General features: G+C 72.3%; 17 protein-coding genes. 6 read left to right on the top strand and 11 right to left on the bottom strand.

The window, feature by feature from the left end; all coding sequences use genetic code 11:
• Window positions 1-177: 177 nt before the first annotated feature.
• Entirely contained in the window at window positions 178-3,390 is a 3,213-nt protein-coding gene (locus tag CG747_RS38475; protein ID WP_100606536.1) for a lantibiotic dehydratase, read from the bottom strand.
• Window positions 3,391-3,737: 347 nt separating this feature from the next.
• Here CG747_RS38475 and lspA point away from each other — a divergent pair, with 347 nt between their 5' ends.
• From lspA to CG747_RS38460, 3 genes are all read left to right on the top strand, one after another.
• Window positions 3,738-4,313, top strand: coding sequence for a signal peptidase II (gene lspA, locus CG747_RS38470; RefSeq protein ID WP_100606535.1), 576 nt, complete (start codon window positions 3,738-3,740; stop codon window positions 4,311-4,313).
• Between the two features lie 191 nt (window positions 4,314-4,504).
• Window positions 4,505-5,371 carry a dienelactone hydrolase family protein gene (locus CG747_RS38465; protein ID WP_100606534.1) on the top strand — a complete coding sequence of 289 codons (867 nt, stop codon included), beginning with the start codon at window positions 4,505-4,507 and terminating at the stop codon, window positions 5,369-5,371.
• 64 nt (window positions 5,372-5,435) lie between these two features.
• A complete protein-coding gene (locus tag CG747_RS38460; protein WP_100606533.1) occupies window positions 5,436-6,104 on the top strand; it encodes an SMI1/KNR4 family protein in 669 nt (222 codons plus the stop codon).
• A 67-nt stretch (window positions 6,105-6,171) separates the two neighbouring features.
• Here CG747_RS38460 and CG747_RS38455 read toward each other — a convergent pair whose 3' ends face one another.
• The 3 genes from CG747_RS38455 to CG747_RS38445 all read right to left on the bottom strand — a co-directional run bounded on the left by CG747_RS38455 (window position 6,172) and on the right by CG747_RS38445 (window position 9,204).
• The gene (locus CG747_RS38455) at window positions 6,172-7,791 is read right to left on the bottom strand and encodes a metallophosphoesterase family protein (protein ID WP_100606532.1); all 1,620 of its coding nucleotides are present in this window, start codon (window positions 7,789-7,791) and stop codon (window positions 6,172-6,174) included.
• A 185-nt stretch (window positions 7,792-7,976) separates the two neighbouring features.
• Window positions 7,977-8,708 (bottom strand): hypothetical protein, encoded by a 732-nt coding sequence (locus tag CG747_RS38450; RefSeq protein WP_146022229.1) that lies wholly within the window; start codon window positions 8,706-8,708, stop codon window positions 7,977-7,979.
• A gap of 229 nt (window positions 8,709-8,937) precedes the next feature.
• On the bottom strand, window positions 8,938-9,204 hold the full coding sequence (locus CG747_RS38445; protein ID WP_257981010.1) for a DUF6207 family protein: 267 nt from the start codon (window positions 9,202-9,204) through the stop codon (window positions 8,938-8,940).
• A gap of 428 nt (window positions 9,205-9,632) precedes the next feature.
• Here CG747_RS38445 and CG747_RS38440 point away from each other — a divergent pair, with 428 nt between their 5' ends.
• Window positions 9,633-10,385 (top strand): thioesterase II family protein, encoded by a 753-nt coding sequence (locus tag CG747_RS38440; RefSeq protein WP_100606529.1) that lies wholly within the window; start codon window positions 9,633-9,635, stop codon window positions 10,383-10,385.
• A 110-nt stretch (window positions 10,386-10,495) separates the two neighbouring features.
• Here CG747_RS38440 and CG747_RS38435 read toward each other — a convergent pair whose 3' ends face one another.
• Window positions 10,496-11,569 carry an Lrp/AsnC family transcriptional regulator gene (locus CG747_RS38435; RefSeq protein WP_100606528.1) on the bottom strand — a complete coding sequence of 358 codons (1,074 nt, stop codon included), beginning with the start codon at window positions 11,567-11,569 and terminating at the stop codon, window positions 10,496-10,498.
• Window positions 11,570-11,688: 119 nt separating this feature from the next.
• On the opposite strand from CG747_RS38435, the gene CG747_RS38430 reads away from it, so the two are divergent.
• Window positions 11,689-12,909: a M20 family metallopeptidase gene (locus tag CG747_RS38430; protein ID WP_100606527.1), complete on the top strand. Its 1,221-nt coding sequence runs from the start codon at window positions 11,689-11,691 to the stop codon at window positions 12,907-12,909.
• Between the two features lie 88 nt (window positions 12,910-12,997).
• Here CG747_RS38430 and CG747_RS38425 read toward each other — a convergent pair whose 3' ends face one another.
• On the bottom strand, window positions 12,998-13,651 hold the full coding sequence (locus CG747_RS38425; RefSeq protein ID WP_100606526.1) for a DUF4360 domain-containing protein: 654 nt from the start codon (window positions 13,649-13,651) through the stop codon (window positions 12,998-13,000).
• A 180-nt stretch (window positions 13,652-13,831) separates the two neighbouring features.
• Window positions 13,832-14,698, bottom strand: coding sequence for a prolipoprotein diacylglyceryl transferase (lgt, locus tag CG747_RS38420; protein WP_100606525.1), 867 nt, complete (start codon window positions 14,696-14,698; stop codon window positions 13,832-13,834).
• 120 nt (window positions 14,699-14,818) lie between these two features.
• On the opposite strand from lgt, the gene CG747_RS38415 reads away from it, so the two are divergent.
• Entirely contained in the window at window positions 14,819-15,307 is a 489-nt protein-coding gene (locus CG747_RS38415; protein ID WP_100606524.1) for a MarR family winged helix-turn-helix transcriptional regulator, read from the top strand.
• A 70-nt stretch (window positions 15,308-15,377) separates the two neighbouring features.
• Here the strand turns inward: CG747_RS38415 and CG747_RS38410 are convergent, their stop codons facing one another.
• The 4 genes from CG747_RS38410 to CG747_RS38395 form a co-directional block, all read right to left on the bottom strand.
• Window positions 15,378-15,956 carry an isoprenylcysteine carboxylmethyltransferase family protein gene (locus CG747_RS38410; protein ID WP_100606523.1) on the bottom strand — a complete coding sequence of 193 codons (579 nt, stop codon included), beginning with the start codon at window positions 15,954-15,956 and terminating at the stop codon, window positions 15,378-15,380.
• A 170-nt stretch (window positions 15,957-16,126) separates the two neighbouring features.
• Window positions 16,127-17,113, bottom strand: a complete 987-nt coding sequence (gene sbnA / locus CG747_RS38405) for a 2,3-diaminopropionate biosynthesis protein SbnA (RefSeq protein ID WP_100606561.1) — start codon at window positions 17,111-17,113, stop codon at window positions 16,127-16,129.
• A gap of 36 nt (window positions 17,114-17,149) precedes the next feature.
• Window positions 17,150-18,220, bottom strand: coding sequence for a 2,3-diaminopropionate biosynthesis protein SbnB (gene sbnB / locus CG747_RS38400; protein ID WP_100606522.1), 1,071 nt, complete (start codon window positions 18,218-18,220; stop codon window positions 17,150-17,152).
• Window positions 18,217-19,221 (bottom strand): TauD/TfdA family dioxygenase, encoded by a 1,005-nt coding sequence (locus CG747_RS38395; RefSeq protein ID WP_100606521.1) that lies wholly within the window; start codon window positions 19,219-19,221, stop codon window positions 18,217-18,219. Before CG747_RS38395 ends, sbnB begins: the two co-directional genes overlap by 4 nt.
• Window positions 19,222-19,285: the final 64 nt, after the last annotated feature.

The raw sequence follows: 19,285 nt of genomic DNA, 5'->3' as shown, positions 1-19,285 counted from the left end.
ACGACGAGGTTCGTCGCCATTGCGGGGACGGCCGTCCCGAGGAGGCCGGTCGGCGCAGCGCCAGGGCGAGGTCCCAGTCCGCGACGACCGCGGCCGCCCGGCTGCGGAGCGCGGCGGGCTCCGGGGCGGCGGCCGGGGCCCCGATCGTCGTCCGGCCGCCGCCCGGCGTGGCACCGGTCATCGGCCGTGCCGCCTGCGGTCGGTGTGTGCCTGGGCCGCCTCGCGGGCCACTGCGTGGGCCAGTCGCTCGGACTCCCGGTCGATGCCGACCAACCGGTTGTGGTGCATGTGGAGCAGCGCGCGCAGCACCCGGTCGGGGTGGCTCCAGGAGCGCTCGCCCAGCGTGCGCAGGAGACGCCCGTAGCCGGACACCTGCTGCCCTCGGCGGGCCCACGCGGTGCGCAGCACGTCCCCGGCGGCGGCCGGTCCCGGGTCGGCGCGGTACGGGTCGACCAGGGACAGGACGTGCCGCCGGCGCTCGCGGAAGGCCCGGTGCGCCTCCTCGTCCTTGGGCACCGACCGCAACAGCCAGTCCGCGCCGGAACGGTGGCCCCGGCCCGGTGCGGAGCCCGCCGTGGCGCTGTCGTGGAAGGCGCGCGCCAGGTCCGCGAAGCCCGCGGCGGCCAGCAGCAACGGTTCGACGCCGTCCTGCCGGGCGTACCTGCGGCGCAGGTGCTCCAGCACAGTCACGCTGTCGGCGTGGAAGACCCGCTCGGCGGCCGCGATCGCCTCCGGCCCGCCGTACCGCTCCAACTCCGGGTCGTAGGTGTCACAGACCACCCGCCCGAGCAGCCCGCCGGCGCGCAGCCTTGCGGTGGTGTCGTGCAGGCGTGGCAGCAACTCGCCCGCCAAGACGTCGGGCGGGGCGTGGAACCGCAACCTGAGGTGCGCCCCGTACACATCGCGGTAGCGCAGGAAGAACCACCGGTCCACCTCCGCTGGCAGCTGGTCCAGCAGCACCGGGAGGTGCACGGCGAGCAACTCCTCGTGCCGCTCGGCCGGGGCGTACCACGCGGTGTAGAGCCACTCACCGCCAGGCAGGTGCACCCCGGCCGTGGTGCGCGGTGGAGTGTGCCGTCGGGCTGTGGGCGCCTCCGGGGCCGGCCGGTCCGCAGCCTGGGACCGCCGCAGGGGGAGGACCACCTCGGCGTGGTGGGCGCCGTCCGGTCCGTGCAGCCAGCCGTCCGGGTGGCCGGCCGCGTCGGCCGGCACCTCCCGGAGTTCGGCCTGGCCGGACCGGAGCAGCTCGTGTCGGAGCAGCTCCGGATGCCCCGGCAGTGACAGATCGAGCTGGACGCCCCGATCGCGCTGCCCCACCCAGACCCGCTCGGGCACCCGCCAGTCCTCCCGCCACCGCCGGCAGGCGTCCCACCACTGAGCGAACGACAGCCCGGCGTCCCGCAGTTCGGGGGCGGGCCGCCACCGCGCCGGTGCGAGCACCGTGCGCCCGAAGCGCACCCGCGGCAGGTACGGCAGCACCCCGGCCCCGCCCCAGTCCCAGGCACGCCAGCGGCGCACCCCGCTCTCGGCGAGCTCGCAGGCGAACCGCGCCGCGTTGGGCAGGTCCCACTGCGGGTTGAGGATGTGGAAGACGGCCGGGTCGATCGGTCGGCCCGTTGCGGAGTCCACCAGGTACAGCCGGTCCGGGTCGGCGCGGACGGCGAGCCGCCGCAGGTCCAGCACACCGGGATCGCCCGGATCCGCGAAGCAGCCCACCGGCAGGAGGTGGTCCAGCCACTGCGGCACCTGTGCCACGTTGCCCATCCGGGCGGGCCCGGGCCGGAACGCGACTTGGGCGCGCAGCGGCCCGTCCGGCGCCTCGTCCTGTACCAACGCGGCCAGTTCGGCGCCCGCCCGGTCGTCGAGGAGGTAGCCGAACCGGCCGAGCATGGCCCCCGCCTGCCCGGAACCGCCCACCAGCACCAGGCCGAAGTCCGCGTCGGACAGGGCCTCGCCGGACGCCGCGAGCAGCTGCGCGTTGACTTCCAACGACGCCGGCGGCCGACCGCCTTCGTGGGCCAGGCGGCGCACCGCGGGGTGGTCGGCCGTCAGCACCACCTCCGGAGCGCCCGCCAACAGGGCCTGCTGGGCCAGCTCGGCCAGGACCCGGTCCCGTTCCGGATCGCCCTCGGCCGCCGCGACCCTTCGGGGACTGGCCGGTCGCCGGTAGCCGGCTGGTGCGCCCAGTCCCACGTCCGGGTCGAGCACCTCCGCCACCGGGACGGCCCGATCGGTCCCGTAGCGCTCCACGAACGCCTCGCGGTACTCGCGCAGATGACCGGGCTCGGACTCCCGCGGGCCCAACCGCCACAACAACTCCGCCGCCCGCGCGGCCTCCTCGGCCACCGCGGCCGGCAGCCGCACCTCGACGTCCAGCGTGAGATCCACATGGAGCGGGGACGGCCGGTCGTGCAGCCTCCGCATCCGGTCGCCGACCCGCCGCAACGCGGCACTCCCGGCTCCGACCTCCAAGCTCGCGTAGGAGGACAACTCCTCCTGGATAAGCCGGAGTTCCACCAGTTCAGGAAGGTGCTCACCCGGCACGTCCGCACAGGTCCGCAGGACGTGCCGCAGCGGGTCGACGGCCTCCAGGGGCGGGCGTGCCTCGGTCAGCAGGATCTCCTTGGTGACCAGTTCGCCCAGCGCCCCGTACACCGTGTCCTCGGTGGCGCCGGGGAACCGCTCCCGCAGTGCGCGGGCCAACTCCGCACCGCGCACCGGGCGGTGCGCGAGCTCCCGCACCGCCTGCACCACCACGGTGTTCCGCACGCTCACCTCCTGGACCGTGTGCCGGCCGCCGGCGTCGTCCCCGGCGGCGCCCTCGGGCCCGTCCGGCCGTGCGGACTGCGGCACGTACGGCAGCACCAGTCGGCTGCCGCGCTCGCTGCACAGGGCGTTGACCACGACACGCAGTCGGCGCAGTACGCCCGGACGCCGTTCCCAGTCCGCGACGAGTCCGGTCAGCCACTCCCGGTCCGGCCGGACCCCGCGGCCGTGCCCGCCGCCCCAGCGCACCTTCGCCGGGGTCCCGTCCGTGGCGCACCGCACCGGCGCGACCCCCGCCATCAGCCCGAACGGTGTGGCGCGGGTGCTCATCCGCAGCCGGTAGGACGCCAACGCCCGTACCGAACGCCGGAGTTTGGCCAAGCTCACGTCCGGCGAACCGTCCAGGGCGCGCTGCACCACCTCGGCCAGCGACGGACTGGACACCGCGACGGCCTCCCGCACCAACGGATCGGCCGCCAGGGTGCGTAAGGATTCGGCCAGGTCGGCGGCCTCGTCGCGACCGCCGCCGAGGTCGGTCCGTACGTCCCCCGCGCGCCACATCGGCAGAACCGGGGCGCGCACCATGCCGATGCCGACACCGCGAAACAGGCACTCACCGGACACGAGCGGCTTCCCCTCACTTCGTCGGTTCCCCGGACGTCGGCATCCGTGTGCCTGGGCCCGTCCGCGGACCCTATGTGATGCGTCGTTTGCTTGTATATGGCAGAGAATTTTCTTGTGACCCGCCGCGCCCGCACGGCGTGAGACGCGCCCCGACGTTCGACCGGGGCGCTCCGCACCACGCCCCTCCGGCCGCTTCCCGGCGGCCGGAGGAACGTGCGCGCTCGGCGTCCGCGGTGTGATGCGGGGCCACGCGACGTCCGGGCCGCCTTCGGAGGCGACCGTGCTTAAGGTGGACTGCCACTCAAGTGGGGGAGACCCACTGGCAACGGACTTCGGGGTGAGGGAACTTGACGGATACGAAGCGGGTGGACGACGCCGAACGGGCGGACGCGGGAGCGTCGGTGAAGGGCAGGCGACGTATCCCCCTCCTCCTGGCGGTCGCGGGCCTCGCCTACACGCTCGACCTGTGCAGCAAGGTGTTCGTGGTCGAGAAGTTGGAGTTCCACGCGCCCGTTCCGGTGCTCGGCACCTGGCTGGAACTGCGCGTGATGCGCAACTCCGGCGCCGCCTTCGGCTTGGGTGGGGCGATGACCCTCGTGTTCACGCTCATCGCGGTGGCGGTCGCCGTGGCGATCGTGCGTCTGGCGAGCAGGCTCTACAGCGTCCCGTGGGCGATCGCGCTCGGCCTGCTGCTCGGTGGTGCCCTCGGCAATCTGACGGACCGTCTCTTCCGCGCCCCCGGCGGCCTGCGGGGCGCGGTCGTGGACTTCCTCGCGGTCCGGGGCTTCAGCGTGATGAACTTCGCCGACTGGGCGATCGTCTGCGGAGGCGTCCTGATCGTGTACTGCTCGTTCCGCGGCTGGGAGTTGGGCAACGCCGGGGGCCAGCCGGGCGAGGTGCCCGCCGAGGCCGCGCGGTCTTGAACAGGCGGCATGGCACCGCGGGCCGCCGCGTTCCGTGCTCCCCGCCGCGGCGGCCTCCAGACCGGTGGTCGCCCGCGGTGACCGGTGGGTAATATCGCGGCGAAGGGCACCCGACCGGGGCGGGGCGCCCTCGGCCCGACGGCACCGTCCGACCAGTCCCGAGCCGTCATCGATCGCAACGGTGGAGTTCCATGGCAGACCATGACCTGACCGGGTTCGACCGGGAAACCTTCACGCACGGCAGCGTCACGCACCGCATCCTCCGGCGTGGCAGCGGGCCCGCGGTGATCGTGATCGCGGAGATTCCCGGCATCACGCCGAAGGTCCTGGCATTCGCGGAACGGGTGGCCGCCATCGGCTGCACCGCCGTGCTCCCGGTGCTCTTCGGCACCCCCGGTCGCGATGGCGACCCGGCCAACATCGGGCGGCTGGAGGCCGGACGCTACGTCGCCGCGTCGATCCGGAAGGTCTGTGTGAGCCGGGAGTTCACGGTGCTGGCCACCGGCCAGTCCTCACCCGTGGTGACCTGGCTGCGGGCCCTGGCAGCGCACGAACACGAGCGCTGCGGAGGGCCCGGTGTGGGGGCCGTCGGCATGTGCCTGACCGGCGGTTTCGCCCTGGCCATGGCGGTCGACGACCGGCTGCTGGCACCCGTGCTGTCCCAGCCGTCGCTGCCGTTTCCCCTCACCAGGAGCCGGGCCGCCAACATCGACATCTCGGCCCAGGACCTCGCCACCGTGCGGGGCCGCTGCGAGCGCGAGGGCCTCCAGGTGATGGGGCTGAGGTTCCGCAGCGACCGGCTGGTGCCGGACGACCGGTTCGCCTTCCTCCGCCGCGAACTGGGCGACGCCTTCGTCGCCGTCGAACTACCGGACTCGGCGGCGAACCCACAGGCCGCGACGGCGCCGCACTCCGTACTCACCGACCACCTCATCGACGAACCTGGCCAGCCGACCCGAGCGGCACTGGACGGCGTACTGGACCTCTTCCGCACCCGCCTGCTCACCCCGCACGGCGAACCGGACCCGGAAGCGACGGCCGCCCAGAGCGGGAAGTGACCCGGGGCCACCCCGCCCCGCACGTCCGGCCCGTACTGCCAGCGCCGCTGGTTAGGGTGCCCGCATGACTGATGATCAGATACGCGCCCGGCAGACCCGGGACGCCTGGGGCCGGATCGAGGCATGGCTGGAGGCGCACGCCCCGCGGAGCCACCGCCGGCTGCCGGCGCCCGCCGCCGAGGAGGAGATCCAGGCCGTCGAGCGGGAGCTCGATGTGGAACTCCCCGCCGACCTCCGGGCGTTCTACGCGCTCCACAACGGCACCGGCCCGGATGCGGACTTCGCATGGCCGACCTGGGACGGCCCCCTGCCGATCCCGCCGGACCAGTGGGATCCCGAGCGCGACCCCAGCGGCTACCTGCTGCCGGAGGGCGGGATCGGTCCGGTGGGGCGCCTGCCGTACTGGGTCGGCGGGCCGGCCGGGTGCGCCCACGAGGACGCTCCCGAGCAGCGGTACGTGGCGTTCGTCGCGTCCGACCCGGACGGGTTCTACGGGCTGTTCGCGGACTGCACTCCAGGGGCGGCGCACGGCACGCTCGGATGGTACGCGGAGGCCGAGGCTCCCAGTCCCGGTGCCTGGCCGTCGTTCGCCGCCTATCTGACCGAGGTCGCGGACGCGCTGTACGCACCGCGGGGCGCGGACCGGGCGGCGCCCGGCGTCGTGGAGGGGTGCCTGCAGTGGGACGATCCGCAGTCTCCGGTGGTGGAGGGCTGGCGGCCGTTCCACGGGTGACGCCGCCGCAGGGCGGCCCGGGACCATGCCCGTTCCGCCCTCCGACCGCCGTCCTCCGCCCCGCCTCTCAGCGCCGGGCCTTGCGCGGCCGTTCCAAAGTGAAAGTGTCCACCGGAGTCAGGTCGCCGTAGGGGCCGTCGAAGGTGTAGTAGGTGACATGTATGCGGGTGCGGCCGGTGCGGGGGTCGCCCGGATCGACGTCGAAGGCGGCGAAGCCGTGGGTGTGGACGCGGTCCTGGAAGGCGCGCCACGGGGCGTCCTCGGTGACGAAGACGGCCTTGCGGTGGCGGCCCTCGGTCTCCTTGCTCAGATCGACGACGACGCGCCCCTTGGGCTCGTCGAACAGGTTGTCCTGGTTGGTGGCGAAGTTGCCGCCACCACCGATGATCATGTGGACGGTGCCCTTGCCGGTGTCGGCGACATCGGTACGGGTCGAGACCGGGATCGGGGTGCGGGCGTCGTTGGGCAGCGCACCGCGGACCGGCAGTGACCGCTCGTAGTAGTGCTCGTGCCCGCAGAGCACCAGATCGACCCCGTACGCGTCGAAGAGCGGTCCCCAGGCCGCGCGGATGCCGAGGTCGCTGCCGCTGCCACTGCGACTGCTGGAGATCATCGGGTGGTGCATGAAGACCACGATCCAGTCGATCCCGTCGTGCGCCCGAGCCGCCTTCAACTCACGCTCCAACCAACGGCGTTGAGCACCACCGGAGAAGCCGTTCACATAGGTGTCGCCGGTGTCCTGGATCGCCACGTCGTCGTTGGCCAGGCTGATGAAGCGGACCGCGCCGACGGTGAAGGCGTACCACAACCCCCGGGTCTCGGGATCGGCGTCGGCCGTCGAGCCGGGCAGCGTGTAGTACGTCTGGTAGCCGCTCATCCCCAACGGGCCGTTGCCCTTCTCGTTCTCGCCGTTGCCCAGGCAGGGCATCCATGGGCGCAGTCGCGTCGAACGGCTGTTGCTGATGAACCAGTCGGCCCAGGTCGCCACGCGGTTCTGCCCGACGACGCCGGCCGCGGAGGCGTAGCACAGGTCGCCGTTGACCAGGTTGAACAGGGGATCGACCCGCTCCACCGCGGCCACGATGTCGGCGGAGGCCGGTGTGCCGGCCTGGCTGCTGGTGTAGAGCGGGTAGCGTCCTGCGGGCGAAGGGTCCCCGCCCGCAGGCCACTTGACGATCCGGCGGAGGTTGGGTGCGCCCTGATCGCCGAAGCTGGTGAAGGTGAACGCGGTCCGGCCGCGCGGCGCCGTGGTGAACGCCCCGCTCTCCGGCGCCGCACTGTCGTGCCCGGCCGTGTAGAGGTACGTGGTGTCGGGCCGCAGCCCGGTGAGGCGGGCATGGTGTACGTACACCTCCTCGCCGGAGAGGCCGTCACGGTAGGTACGGGTCTCGGCCTCGACGAGCTGCCCGGTCCCCCCGTCCGGGGAGCCCAGGCGCACCTGCGGACGGCGTACGGACCGCGGGCTGATCCAGGAGACGGTCATCTCCGTGGCGGGGTCGGCGCCGAACTGGAGGTGCAGCCCGGTCACGCCGGGCACGCCCAGGCGGCCCGGTGTGCGCTGGAGCAAGGGGTGCGGCGCCGCGGACCGGGGGTGGTCGGCGGCCTCGGCGTTCCCGGCGGCGCCGAGTGCGGTGGCGGCCGCGGCCGCGGTCGAACCGGTCAGGAGGGATCTGCGTGCGATGGACATGTAACGGCCTTTGGAGAGAGGGGGGTTGGTGAGGGGTACTTCAGGTCCCCGGTTCGGCACGGCGGACGCCTCAGTGGTGCCCGCGGCGGGTGTGCGCCTTTCGCGAGGGGTTCGAAGGCGGTGGCGCGGGCGGCGTCGGTGCGAGCGCGTGAGCGGGGCGAACCGGGGAGACCGACTGTTCGGGGTCAGGCCAGGTCGGACCAGACGTCGTCGACCAGGGCCGCGATCTGCTCGGGGCTGTTGCGGAGGTCCCCGCTGACGTTGCGGACCGTGACGGTCAGGCCGTCCCGGGTGCGCTGGCAGTAGTCGACGTTCACCGAATCCGGTCGGGGTGTCTGGCCCGTCGGCGTCACCTGGTTGACTATCGCGCAGGAGACCTCGCCCACTGCGCGGACCTCGTGCAGGGGTCTGACCACGCCGAGGGCCGACGGGTCCTCGTAGACGGCGAACGGCGCGGGGGTCCAGCCGCGGACCGCGGTGACCACGATGGTGGTGGTCAGATCGGCCTGCGCGTAGGTGCGGACGGCGGCCGCGGTCCCACCGTACGCGGCGGACAGCGACTTCGTGCTCTCCTCATCGGACTTGACGGTCCGCTGCGATGCCTGGCCCGCACCGCGGCCGGCGGAGCGGCGCACCGCCTCCTGGAACCCCACGAACTTCCCCAACGTGGTGGGGAGGGGCAGTTCGGCGGTCGAGGTCCGGCCCGGCCCGCCGCCCGCCGGACTGCTCGCGCCGTCCGCGAGGCTCAGCCAGGCGACCCCCACCGCCGCGGCGCCGATTACCAGGCCGGCCAGGCCGACGGCCCAAGGCCGCGTCCACAGGGCGCGCGCCGCGACGGGCGGAGCCGGGTGCGCGGGGGAGTGGGGCTGATCGGTGTCGGCGGTGCTGCCTGGGGCGCCGAAGTCCTCTGTTGTCATGGGCATCATGGTGCCCGTGGTGAGGGATCGGTACGGCATATTTCCCGGAAATGCCCGGACACCTTCCGGCCGGTGGGCGTCGGTGTGCGGACGACGACCCGACGGTGCGGGGCACCGGAGTCGTGTCGTCGATGGAGCGCCCTCGTCGGCCGGGCGTGGAGTCTTCCGTCAACCTCGTGGCCGCGGTGGTGGCGGTCCTGCTCGGCCGTGCCGCGGTGGTGAGAAGGTCCTACTTGCCGTGGGCCCGGTCCCGCCGCCGCGACGCGGGCAGCGGATGCACCTCGTCGGTCACCGCCACGGGGCGGTGCCGCAGATCCAGATAGGCGCGGACGGAAACGCCGGGCCGACCCGGTGTGTGCCAGGGTGCGGAGGGGCCGCTGGAACGCCACAGGCGCCCCAGCTCGGCCGCGGCAAGGGTGGCGGTGGCTTCGTCCGCGGCGGTGACGTCGATGACGACCATGCCGGGCTCGCTGACATGTTCCTCGTGGATATGCACAGTTCTGTATGACCTATTTCGCCCCGTGGCGTAAGGAGAAGCCGGCAGGGTTCATCCGAACGTGGTTGGCGTGTGTGGTGAGTTGACAGTGGGGCGGCTGCTGGTAAGTGGCGGGCAAAGAGGAGGAAGGTGGGCGTGGTGTGCCGGCGGGCTCAGGCGGCCGGACGCCGGATTCCGGCCACCGGGAGGGGTTTCCCGGTCTCTTCCGAAGAAACCCAAAGAACTACGGAATCACCCACAGTGCGATCATGTGCAATGACTTCCGCGGCTCGGAAAGCCCTTCGCGAGCCGCGGAGTTACGGTGTGACCACGCGTTCGACCGGTAGTGGCGGCGTGCACAGGGCGCCACGGCAGCTCCGCGGTCGAGGCGTCCGGCTACTGCTGCCCGGCGAAGTGTGCCACTTTGTTCGCCCCTAGGAGGTCCCCCCATGACGACGTCCACCGAGGAGAGCCTGTGGGCCCGGTGCTTCCACCGGGCACCGGCAGCCCCGGCCCAGCTCTTCTGTTTCCCGCACGCGGGCGGCTCAGCCTCCTTCTACCACCCCGTGTCCGCGCAACTCTCCTCGGTGGCCGAGGTGTTCGCGCTCCAGTACCCCGGGCGCCAGGACCGGCACAAGGAAGCCGGCATCGATGACCTCGGCACCTTGGCCGACCAGGTCTACGACGCGCTGCGCCCCCTCCTCCTCGACGGGCGGCCGAGCACCTTCTTCGGACACAGCATGGGCGCGACCCTGGCCTTCGAGGTGGCCCGGCGCTTCGAGGCCGACGGCGGTGAGCTGACCCGCCTCTTCGCCTCCGGCCGCCGTGCCCCCTCCCGGCTCCGTGCCGAGTCCGTCCACCGGCGGTCCGACGACGGCCTCGTGCAGGAACTGAAGCAGCTCGCCGGGACCGACGACGCGCTGCTCGGCGACGAGGAGATCCTGCGGATGATCCTGCCCGCCATCCGCAGCGACTACCGGGCCATCGAGACCTACCGCTGCGCGCCCGACATCACCGTCCGGGCCCCGCTGACCGTCCTCACCGGCGACCGCGACCCCAAGACCTCCCTGGACGAGGCCGAGGCGTGGCGCGGCCACACCACCGGGGACTTCGACCTCAAGGTCTATCCGGGCGGGCACTTCTTCCTCAGCTCCGAGGCCCCGGCCATCATCGACCTGCTGCGGGGGCACTTCACCTCCTGAGGGCGCGCGGGCCTCCTCCGGCGGTCGGCGGGGGCGGCCTGGAAGCGATGGGCACCAGGGCCAGGGCCCGGTTCGACGGGATCAACCCGTGGACCGGGCCCGGCGGTGCGTCAGCCGCGCCCGGTGGCCGCCCGGCCCGTGGGCTCCGCCCAGAGTGCCAGCGGTGTCGCCCCGATCCGGTAGCCCTCCTCGTCGAGCAGCTGGCCGCCGTGCTTCATGGGCCAGAGAGCGACCGCGCGTTCGGTGACGGTCAGGTCCGGGGCCCGTTCGGCGAGGCGGACCTCGAAGCGCTGGGCGTCGTCGAGGGAGCGCACCCAGGCGACCAGGTGCAGGTTGTGGCGGCTGATGACGCTGGCGCACAGGCGGACCTCGCGCATCCCGGTGACCCGGCGTGTCACCTCGCGCAGCCGGGCGGCCGGGACATGGCCCCACAGGCTCACCGTGACCGGCCACTCCGACAGCGGGCGGGCGACCTCGCACCGGGCGTGCAGCATGTCCGCGGCGAAGAGCCGGCCGACGTGACGGCGCACGGTGTCGGGACCGGCGCCGCACTGCTCGGCCAGCGCCCGGTAGGTGGCCCGGCCGTCCACGGACAACGCGGTGACCAGACGTTGGTCCAGCTCGTCGAGGGTGAAGGCCGGGGTGTCGGGACTGGTACGGGGCGCGGCCGCGGCGAGCCGGGCGATCTGACTCCGGTCGAGGGCCCGCAGACGCCACCGGCTGCCCTCGGTGTGGACCGGACCCGCCAGATGCGTACGGACGGCCAGGATGCCGTCCAGCGCGGCGAGGTCGTGCGTCATCCAGCGGGACAGCGCGGCCGGATCCCGGGCCATGACGTTCAACTGCAGGTCGTGGTCCCCGGTGACGTGGGAGAGCGCCGCGACGTGCGGTGCGGCGGCCAGCGCCCGGGCGACCCCGCGCAGCCGGCCGGGCGCGCAGTCGACCTCGACGAAGGCCAGACACCCCTGGCCCGACGCGGCCAGCACCGGGGCGGGGTGACAACTGATCCAGGCGGCACCGGCCTCGGTCAGCCGGTGCCAGCGCCTGGCCACCGTCACCGCGTCCAGGCCGAGCGCGGCACCGATCCGGGTCCAACTGGCCCGCGGGGCGATCTGCAGGGCGTGCACCAGGGCCTGATCGACATGATCCAGGGACCGGGGCGGTGGCCCGGAATCCTGCGCCAAGAACGCCTCCTTGCGTTTTTCCGGCGGATTCGGCCCACCGGTCGGCTCATCCTTCAGTCTGGACTCGGTACGGGCGGACCGTACCAGGCAACCCCCGAGCGACAGGAGTGGGATTCGGCATGTCGGCAGTGGAACGCGCCAAGGAACTGCAGCCCGAGCTGGAGCGGCTGCGCCGGTCGCTGCACCGGGAGCCGGAGTTGGGCCTGGCGCTGCCGCGCACACAGGAGAAGGTGCTCGCGGCGCTCGACGGGCTGCCGTTGGAGATCACCCTCGGCACGGGACTCACTTCGGTGACCGCCGTCCTCCGGGGCGGCCGACCCGGCGGTGCGGTGCTGCTGCGGGGCGACATGGACGCCCTGCCGGTCACCGAGGACAGCGGTGTGGCCTACGCCTCCGAGGTCCCCGGCCGGATGCACGCCTGCGGACACGACCTGCACACCGCCGGACTGGTCGGCGCGGCCCGGCTGTTGGCCGAACGCCGGGAGCACCTGCACGGCGACGTGGTGTTCATGTTCCAACCGGGCGAGGAGGGGCACAACGGCGCCGGCACGATGATCACGGAAGGCGTGCTGGACGCGGCGGGCAAGCCGCTCGACGCGGCGTACGCGCTGCATGTGGCGGCCAACCAGGTGCCCGGGGGAGTGGTCGTCACCCGCTCCGGCACCATCACCTCCGCCTCCGACCTGCTGACGGTGACGGTGCGCGGCAAGGGCGGTCACGGCTCGACGCCGGCCACCGCCAAGGACCCCGTCCCGGTGGCCTGCGAGATGGTCACCGCCCTGCAGAGCTGGGTGACCCGCACCTTCGACATCTTCGACCCGGTCGTCGTCACCGTCGGCACCTTCCACGCCGGCACCCAGGCCAACGTCATCCCCGACACCGCCGAGTTCCGGGCCACCGTGCGCAGCTATTCGGAACGCGCCCGGGAACAGCTCGCCGCGGGACTGCCCCGTCTGGTGCGCTCGATCGCGGACGCGCACGGCCTGGAAGCGGAGGCCGACTACGCCAGGCACTATCCGGTCACCGTCAACGACGCGGACGAGACCGCCTTCGCCCTGGCCACCGCCCGCGACGTGCTCCCGCCGCAGGAGGTGTGGGAGTCCCCGATACCCACCAACGGTTCCGAGGACTTCGCATACGTCCTGCAGCGCGTCCCCGGAGCGATGCTGCTGGTGGGCGCCGCCCCGGAGGGAAGTGACTGGCAGCACGCCCCGATGAACCACTCGCCGCGCGCCGTCTTCGACGACCGGGTGCTCCACCGCCAGGCGGCGCTCCTGACCGAACTCGCGGAGCGCCGCCTGGCGGCCACGGCGGTCGCCGAACGCGCGACGACTGCGTGAACGGCGCACGCACCGAAGGGACTTGACGCGGGGCCCGTACGCACCGGCGTACGGGCCCCGGACCGGTCTCCGGGCCGGCCGCTGCCGACTACCTACGCGCGGGGCACTGCTTCCAGGCGAACTGGTACAGGGTGTTGATGCTGCCGTCGGTGGAGTCCATGGCCATGAAACTGGTGGACTTGGGGTCCGCCGACGTGCCGTCCACCCGCATTTCGGTGTTGATGTTGAAGTAGCGTTCCTCGCCGCAGGGCGCGTAGACGAGCTGGTCGACGTCGGTCTCGTCCGAGGTCTGCCAGTTGGTGTCGTAGGGGCCCGCGAAGGTGTGGCTCTTGCGGGCCGTCTCCGGCTGGCCCTGGAAGTAGTAGTTCGCCTGCTCCAGGCCCTTGGCGCCGGGGGACAGCGAGGCGTAACCGCGGTAGTCGGCCCGCGCGACGGCGTAGGTGAAGCCCTGCGGGACGTGCACGTTGAGGGCGATCTGGCAGTTCTTGCGGGCGTCGGTCGGTTTGCTGCTGCCGCCCACCTGGGCGAGGTATTCGCTGTAGGTGACGGTGAACGCGGTGTTGTCGGGGGCGACGGCCACCGCGGCGCTGCCGGGTCTGCACCCGGATCCGTTGACCGTGGCGACGGTGATGGTGATCTTTCCGGTGGGCGGGTCGTCGCCGAACCGCGCTGGCGTGGTGGGGGATGCCGATCCGAGGAGCAAGGCTGCCACAGCGGTACCAGCACTGAGCGTGCTGAGCATGGGCTCTTCCTTCCGGTCGTCCTGGACCCGCGGCGCGGGCACACCAGGAGTGGGATGACGAGCGCATGCCAGCACGGGAATCTCGGCTTGAACAGCTCTGCTTCCCAGGATTGGGGTGAACCTACGCCTTGATTCGGACGTCTGCGCCCCGCCGCCGAGGGATGGCGGCGGGGCCTGCCGCTACGCGTCCCGGAGGTCCTTGGCGGTTCCGTCCTTCGCGGTCGCGTCGTCGCCCGGTTCGGTGTCCGGCGGAGCGGTCCGGCGCTGGGTGGCGACGAGGTAGGCGAACGACGAGACGATCAGGGCCACCGAGACCCAGTCGTTCAGGCGCAGGCCCAGGAAGTGGTTGGCATGGTCGATGCGGAGCGCTTCGATCCAGACGCGGCCCGCCGCGTAGGCCAGGACGTAGATGGCGAACAGTCGGCCGCGCGGGAGCCGGTGACGCCGGTCGAGCCAGAGCAGCAGGGCCATGACGCCGACGTCCCACAGGGATTCGTAGAGGAACGTGGGGTGGTAGAAGGCGACGGTGGGGCTGTCCGGGGGCCGGTGCGCGGGGTCGATCAGCAGCTTCCACGGCAGGCTGGTCGGGGCGCCGTAGAGCTCCTGATTGAAGTAGTTGCCCCAGCGGCCGATTCCCTGGGCCAGGACCAGGCCGGGGGCGACCGCGTCCGCGAAGTCGGCCAGTTTGATGCCGCGCCGACGGCAGCCGAGCCAGGCACCGAACGCGCCGAGGGCGACCGCGCCGGGGATGCCGAGCCCGCCGTTCCACACATAGAGCGCCTCGATGGGGCGCTTGCCCGGTGCGAAGTACAGCTCCGGATCGGTGATCACGTGGTAGAGCCGGCCGCCGAGCAGACCGAACGGCACCGCCCACATCGCGATGTCGGCGATCTCCTGCGGATCCCGGCCCCGCGCCGCCCACCGGCGCTGTGACAGCCACACCGCCACGAAGATGCCGAGGATGATGCACAGTGCATACGCGCGGATGGGCACGGGGCCCAGGTGCCAGACCCCCTGCGAGGGGCTCGGCAGATACGCCAGGTTCATACGGTCGACCGTTCTCACGGGCGGACCCGGCCGTCTGCCGGGAGGGACGGGCCCGAGATTACATCGGACACCGAAATTTCTCCCAGGATGGCCCGTGCACAGCGCGGGTAAAGTGCCTGCATGCCTCCGCAGTCCCGCTCCCGCCTCCCCGCGCACCGGACGGGGAACGCCACGGATTCCCGTCTGCTGACCGAGGCCGTCACACGCCTGCGGCGTGCCCTGCGTGCGTCGATCCGCACCGATTACCCGTGGGAGACGCTGCCCATGGCCCAGGTCGAACTCCTCCAGGTGCTCGCCGAGCACTCGCCCGCCAGGATCGGGGACCTGGCCGCCCGCCAGCGGCTGGCGGCCAGTACGGTCAGCGGCCTGGTCGGGCAGATGATCCAGGCCGGGTTGGTCGCCCGTGCCGTCGACCCCGCGGACCGCCGCGTCTCCGTCGTCACCCTGACCGGCGCGGGCCGAAGTCAGCTCGACGCCTGGACCCGCGCCCACGAGAGCCGACTGGACGCCGCCCTGGAGTCGTTGGAGGAGGCCGATCGCGCAGCCGTGCGGGCTGCGCTGCCCGCCCTCTTCCGTGTCGCGGAGTTCCTCGAGGACTCCGAAGGGTGACGTCCGAGGACGGCGGTCAGAGGAGTGCGGTCCGGAGGACGTCGGGCCCCGGGGCCGACGATGCCGGGCATCACCACACGCCCGGTACGAGCCTGCGGGTCCGGGCCGCGTACGCCTGGTACTCCTCGCCCAGGGCGTCGAGCAGCATCCGCTCCTCGACGTGTATCCGGTAGCCCACCGCGAGCAGGCAGCAGACGGTGAGCACCAGCCAGGACGCGGCGTTGTCCAGGAGCAGTGCGAGGTCCGCCGCGGCGAGCAGGAAGCCGGTGTAGGCGGGGTGCCGCACGTACCGGTACGGCCCCGAGGCGACGACCCGGTGACCGTGCTGGATGTGCACCGTGCCGCGGAAGAAGCGGCCCAGCGTGACGATGGCCCACAGTCGGAGCGCTGTCCCGGCCCAGGCCACGGCCAGCACCGCCGACCGCACGGCCGGCGACTGGGTGGAATACGACAGGGCGGGCACCGCGTGCCGGATGGGCGCCGCCAGCGCGATCCCGCCACCGATCAGCACCACGAAGAGCAGGAGGCTGAGCCGCTCGGTCCGCTCGGTCCGCTCGCTGCGGGTCCGCTGCCGTACCTGGAGCAGGACCTCGGCCGCCGCCCAGGCCCACAGTGTGACGACGAGTGCGGTGTTCACGGCGTGCTGCATCACAGCACCTCCCGGCCGTTCCCGGACCCCGTACCCCGACACGGGGTCGTGCGACCTCAGCCTCGCACCGGGGCCGGGTGGAGTGGATCCACTCAGGGGTGGAGCCCGGGTGGATCCACGCCGGTGGCGGGGTGCCCGCCGGTGGCCCTCGGAACGGTCTCCGGCGGATCTCAGACCGATCTGAGATCGGCCGCGAGTTCGTCGGGATCGAGCACGTCCTCGCCGTACAGGGCGTGCAGCCAGTTGGTCTGGTAAATGGTGTCCAGGTAGCGCTCGCCGAGGTCCGGGGCGATGGCGACCGCGGTGAGGTCCTGGCCCTCGTGCCGGGCCAGCCACTTCACGGCACCGCTGACGACGGTGCCGGTGGACCCGCCGAAGAGGAATCCGCGCCTGGCCAGGCGGTGGCAGGCCCGGACGGTGTCCGCCTCCTCGACGAAGACCAGATCGTCGACGTAGGACTCGTCCAGCAACGCCGGGCGCACGCTCGTCCCCAGCCCGGGGATCATCCGTCGGCCCGGTTCGCCGCCGAAGGTCACCGAGCCGACGCTGTCCACCGCCACGACCCGCACCTGCCGGTGCAACTCCCGGAAGTAGCGGGCGCAGCCCATCAGGGTCCCGGTGGTGCCCGCCCCGACGAACAGCACGTCAAGCCGTGGGAAGCGGCGGGCGATGGCCGGTGCGGTGGTGCGGTAGTGGGCCTTCCAATTGTCCCCGTTGGTGTACTGGTTGAGCCACACGTACCGGTCGTCGGCGGCGCACAGCGCCCTGACGTGGGCGATCCGTGCGCCGAGCAGGCCGCCCTCGGCGGCCGGTTCGGCGATGATGTGCACCTGGCCTCCCATCGCCTCCATGAACCGCCGCGCGGAGAGGTTGCAGCGGGCATCGGTCACGCACAGGAAGCCGTAGCCCTTGCTGGCGGCGAGGATGCTCAGGGCCACGCCCAGGTTCCCGGACGAGGACTCGACCAGGACGGATCCCGGTTTGAGGATGCCGTTCCACTCGGCGGCCGCCACCATCTCGGTCGCCGCCTTCAGCTTGATCGAACCGGCGAAGTTGAAGCCCTCGCACTTGAGAAACAGCGCATGCCCCACGATCGGCCGCAGGTCGACGTAGAGATCCTCGGCGTTGAAGTCCGTGGGAACGGAGATGACGGTCATGACGTCCACCTCATCGGCGGCACCGCTCCGGGCCGGTCAGCCATGGCGGCGCAGTTCGTGGAAGAAGCCGTCGACGACGTGCAGTTCGCCGGAGCGGGCCACCTCGTCGTAGACGTACTTGCCGACCGCCAGATCCAGCACTCCGAGTCCGAAGGGCGAGAAGACCACGGTCCGGTCCGCGGGCGGAGCCACTCGCCCCGCCATCACGTCGTCGAGTGTGCCCAGGAGGAAGTCCCGCCGTCCGGTGCGTTGTTCGGCCAGGTGCGGCGAGGTGTCGGCCTTCAGGCAGTGCTCGATGTCGTCGACGATGTTGGTCGAGGCGAGCACGATCTCGGGGGCGAGGTCGCGCAGCGAGATGTGCAGCACCAGCGGGTGGTGGTCGAACCACGACACCTCGCCGACGTGCGGTCGTCCGGCGACGGTGGCGAAGACGACCAGATCGCTCGTGCGGATCAGCTGCTCGGCACTGTCGTGCACGGTGATCGACCGGGTGGCGCCGGTCTGCTCCAGGTACAGGCGGAATCCGGCGGCGCTGTCGGCGGACAGGTCGTGCACGCCGATCTGGTCGAACTCCCAGCCGGTGTCCGCCAGGAAGGTGTGGATGTAGCGCGCGATCAGCCCCGTGCCGAAGAATCCGACGCGCCGGGGGCGCGGCCGGCCGCGGCTGAGCCGGTCGGCGGCCAGGGCCGCGGACGCCGCCGTCCTGGTGGCGCTGATGATCGAACTCTCCAGACAGGCGAACGGGTACCCGGTGTCATGGTCGTTGAGGATCAGCACCGCGGAGGCCCGCGGGATTCCGCCCGCCACGTTCGTCGGGAAGCTGGAGATCCACTTGAGGCCGTCCACCGGGGTCGCCCCGCCCAGCGAGGCGGGCAGCGCGATGATGCGGGAGGCCGGCCGGTCGGGGAACCTCAGGAAGTACGACGGCGGGTTGACCGAGTCACCGGCGCCGTGCAGGCGATAGGTGGCCTCGACCAGGTCCACGATCTCGCGCGCCCGTCCCTGTAAGGCGTGCTGGACCTGGGCCCCGGAGATCACCGCGAAGGACGGTGCGGTGCGCGGTGCGGGGCCGGCGGGCTGCGGAACGGGGGAGTGCAGGGTCGTCACGGGACAGTCACCTCGATGCTGGGAGAGCAGTCGGCAAGGCGGATGGGGTCGGCCATCGCGACGAGCACTTCGCGGGCCCCTTCGAAGGGCTCCCTGCTGTGCGCGGTGCGGAGGTTGTCCACGAGCAGCAGGTCGCCGTCCTGCCACGGTTCTCGTGCGGTGTGGTGCTCGTAGACCGAGTTCAGCAGTTCGACGACGTCCGCGCCGATCGGATCGCCGTTGCCGTAGCGGGTGTTGAACGGCAGGCCGTCGGCGCCGTAGGTGTCCACCAGGAACTCCCGGATCTCCGGGGCGATCGTCCACTCGTTGAGGAACGCGATCTGGTTGAACCAGCAGCGTCGGCCGGAGAGCGGGTGGCGCACCACCGCGCTGCGCCGCTGGCGGGTGTGGAGGGTGCCGTCGGGCTGCCACCGGACGTCGATGGCGTTGGCGCGGCAGTACCGCTCGACGGTTTCGCGGTCGTCGGTGCCGAACGCCTCGGCGACGGAGGCTCCGATCTCCTCGTTGTAGGTACGGGTCAGCAGCCAGCCCTGCCGCTCGAACCGCTTGACCACCCTCCTGGGCAGTGCGTCCAGTACGGCCGTCGCGTCGGCCACCGCGGTCGCCCCACCGTCGGCGGGGGCCCGCAGGCACGCGAACAGCATCAGACCGGGGAACTCCAGGGTGTAGCTGAGCTCGTGGTGCATGCACATCGGCTGGTTCCGGGGCCACTTCGAGGAGGAGTACACGCCCGCTCCGTAGCGCTGCCGGGGCGCGAAGCTCTCCGTTTCCACCATCAGATCGGTGGTCAGGGCCTTGAAGGTGGCTGTGGTCCCGGCGGTGTCGCGCAGGCCCAGACCGCGGACCAGGACGGCACCGTGCGCGGCGAGGGCGGCGCGCAGGGCCTCCCGGTGTCGGGCTGCCCAGTCTGCCGGGTCGCCGTGGGATTCGGCCAGCAGCATCGGCGGTCGGCCGGGCCGCAGGGCCACGTCGAGCCGGGTCACTGAAGGTGGCGATGCCATAGGGGTGCCTCTCCTGTTGTGGGCATTGTCCTGTCCCATGGGTGGGGGGTACGGGGTGGTGCGG

The organism is Streptomyces sp. CB02959 (assembly GCF_002803155.1).
In the GTDB taxonomy this organism is placed as follows: domain Bacteria; phylum Actinomycetota; class Actinomycetes; order Streptomycetales; family Streptomycetaceae; genus Streptomyces.
The sequence above is the reverse complement of the archived record's forward strand: the minus strand, read 5'-3'. Positions and strand labels throughout refer to the sequence as shown.

Excerpts from the sequence above, each read along its gene's own strand:
- CG747_RS38440 (WP_100606529.1), top strand. The coding sequence starts at position 9,633 with ATGACGACGTCCACCGAGGAGAGCCTGTGGGCCCGGTGCTTCCACCGG.
- CG747_RS38425 (WP_100606526.1), bottom strand. The coding sequence starts at position 13,651 with ATGCTCAGCACGCTCAGTGCTGGTACCGCTGTGGCAGCCTTGCTCCTC.
- CG747_RS38415 (WP_100606524.1), top strand. The coding sequence starts at position 14,819 with ATGCCTCCGCAGTCCCGCTCCCGCCTCCCCGCGCACCGGACGGGGAAC.
- CG747_RS38465 (WP_100606534.1), top strand. The coding sequence starts at position 4,505 with ATGGCAGACCATGACCTGACCGGGTTCGACCGGGAAACCTTCACGCAC.
- sbnA (WP_100606561.1), bottom strand. The coding sequence starts at position 17,113 with ATGACCGTCATCTCCGTTCCCACGGACTTCAACGCCGAGGATCTCTAC.
- CG747_RS38450 (WP_146022229.1), bottom strand. The coding sequence starts at position 8,708 with ATGACAACAGAGGACTTCGGCGCCCCAGGCAGCACCGCCGACACCGAT.
- CG747_RS38395 (WP_100606521.1), bottom strand. The coding sequence starts at position 19,221 with ATGGCATCGCCACCTTCAGTGACCCGGCTCGACGTGGCCCTGCGGCCC.
- CG747_RS38410 (WP_100606523.1), bottom strand. The coding sequence starts at position 15,956 with ATGCAGCACGCCGTGAACACCGCACTCGTCGTCACACTGTGGGCCTGG.
- CG747_RS38460 (WP_100606533.1), top strand. The coding sequence starts at position 5,436 with ATGACTGATGATCAGATACGCGCCCGGCAGACCCGGGACGCCTGGGGC.
- CG747_RS38455 (WP_100606532.1), bottom strand. The coding sequence starts at position 7,791 with ATGTCCATCGCACGCAGATCCCTCCTGACCGGTTCGACCGCGGCCGCG.
- CG747_RS38430 (WP_100606527.1), top strand. The coding sequence starts at position 11,689 with ATGTCGGCAGTGGAACGCGCCAAGGAACTGCAGCCCGAGCTGGAGCGG.
- lgt (WP_100606525.1), bottom strand. The coding sequence starts at position 14,698 with ATGAACCTGGCGTATCTGCCGAGCCCCTCGCAGGGGGTCTGGCACCTG.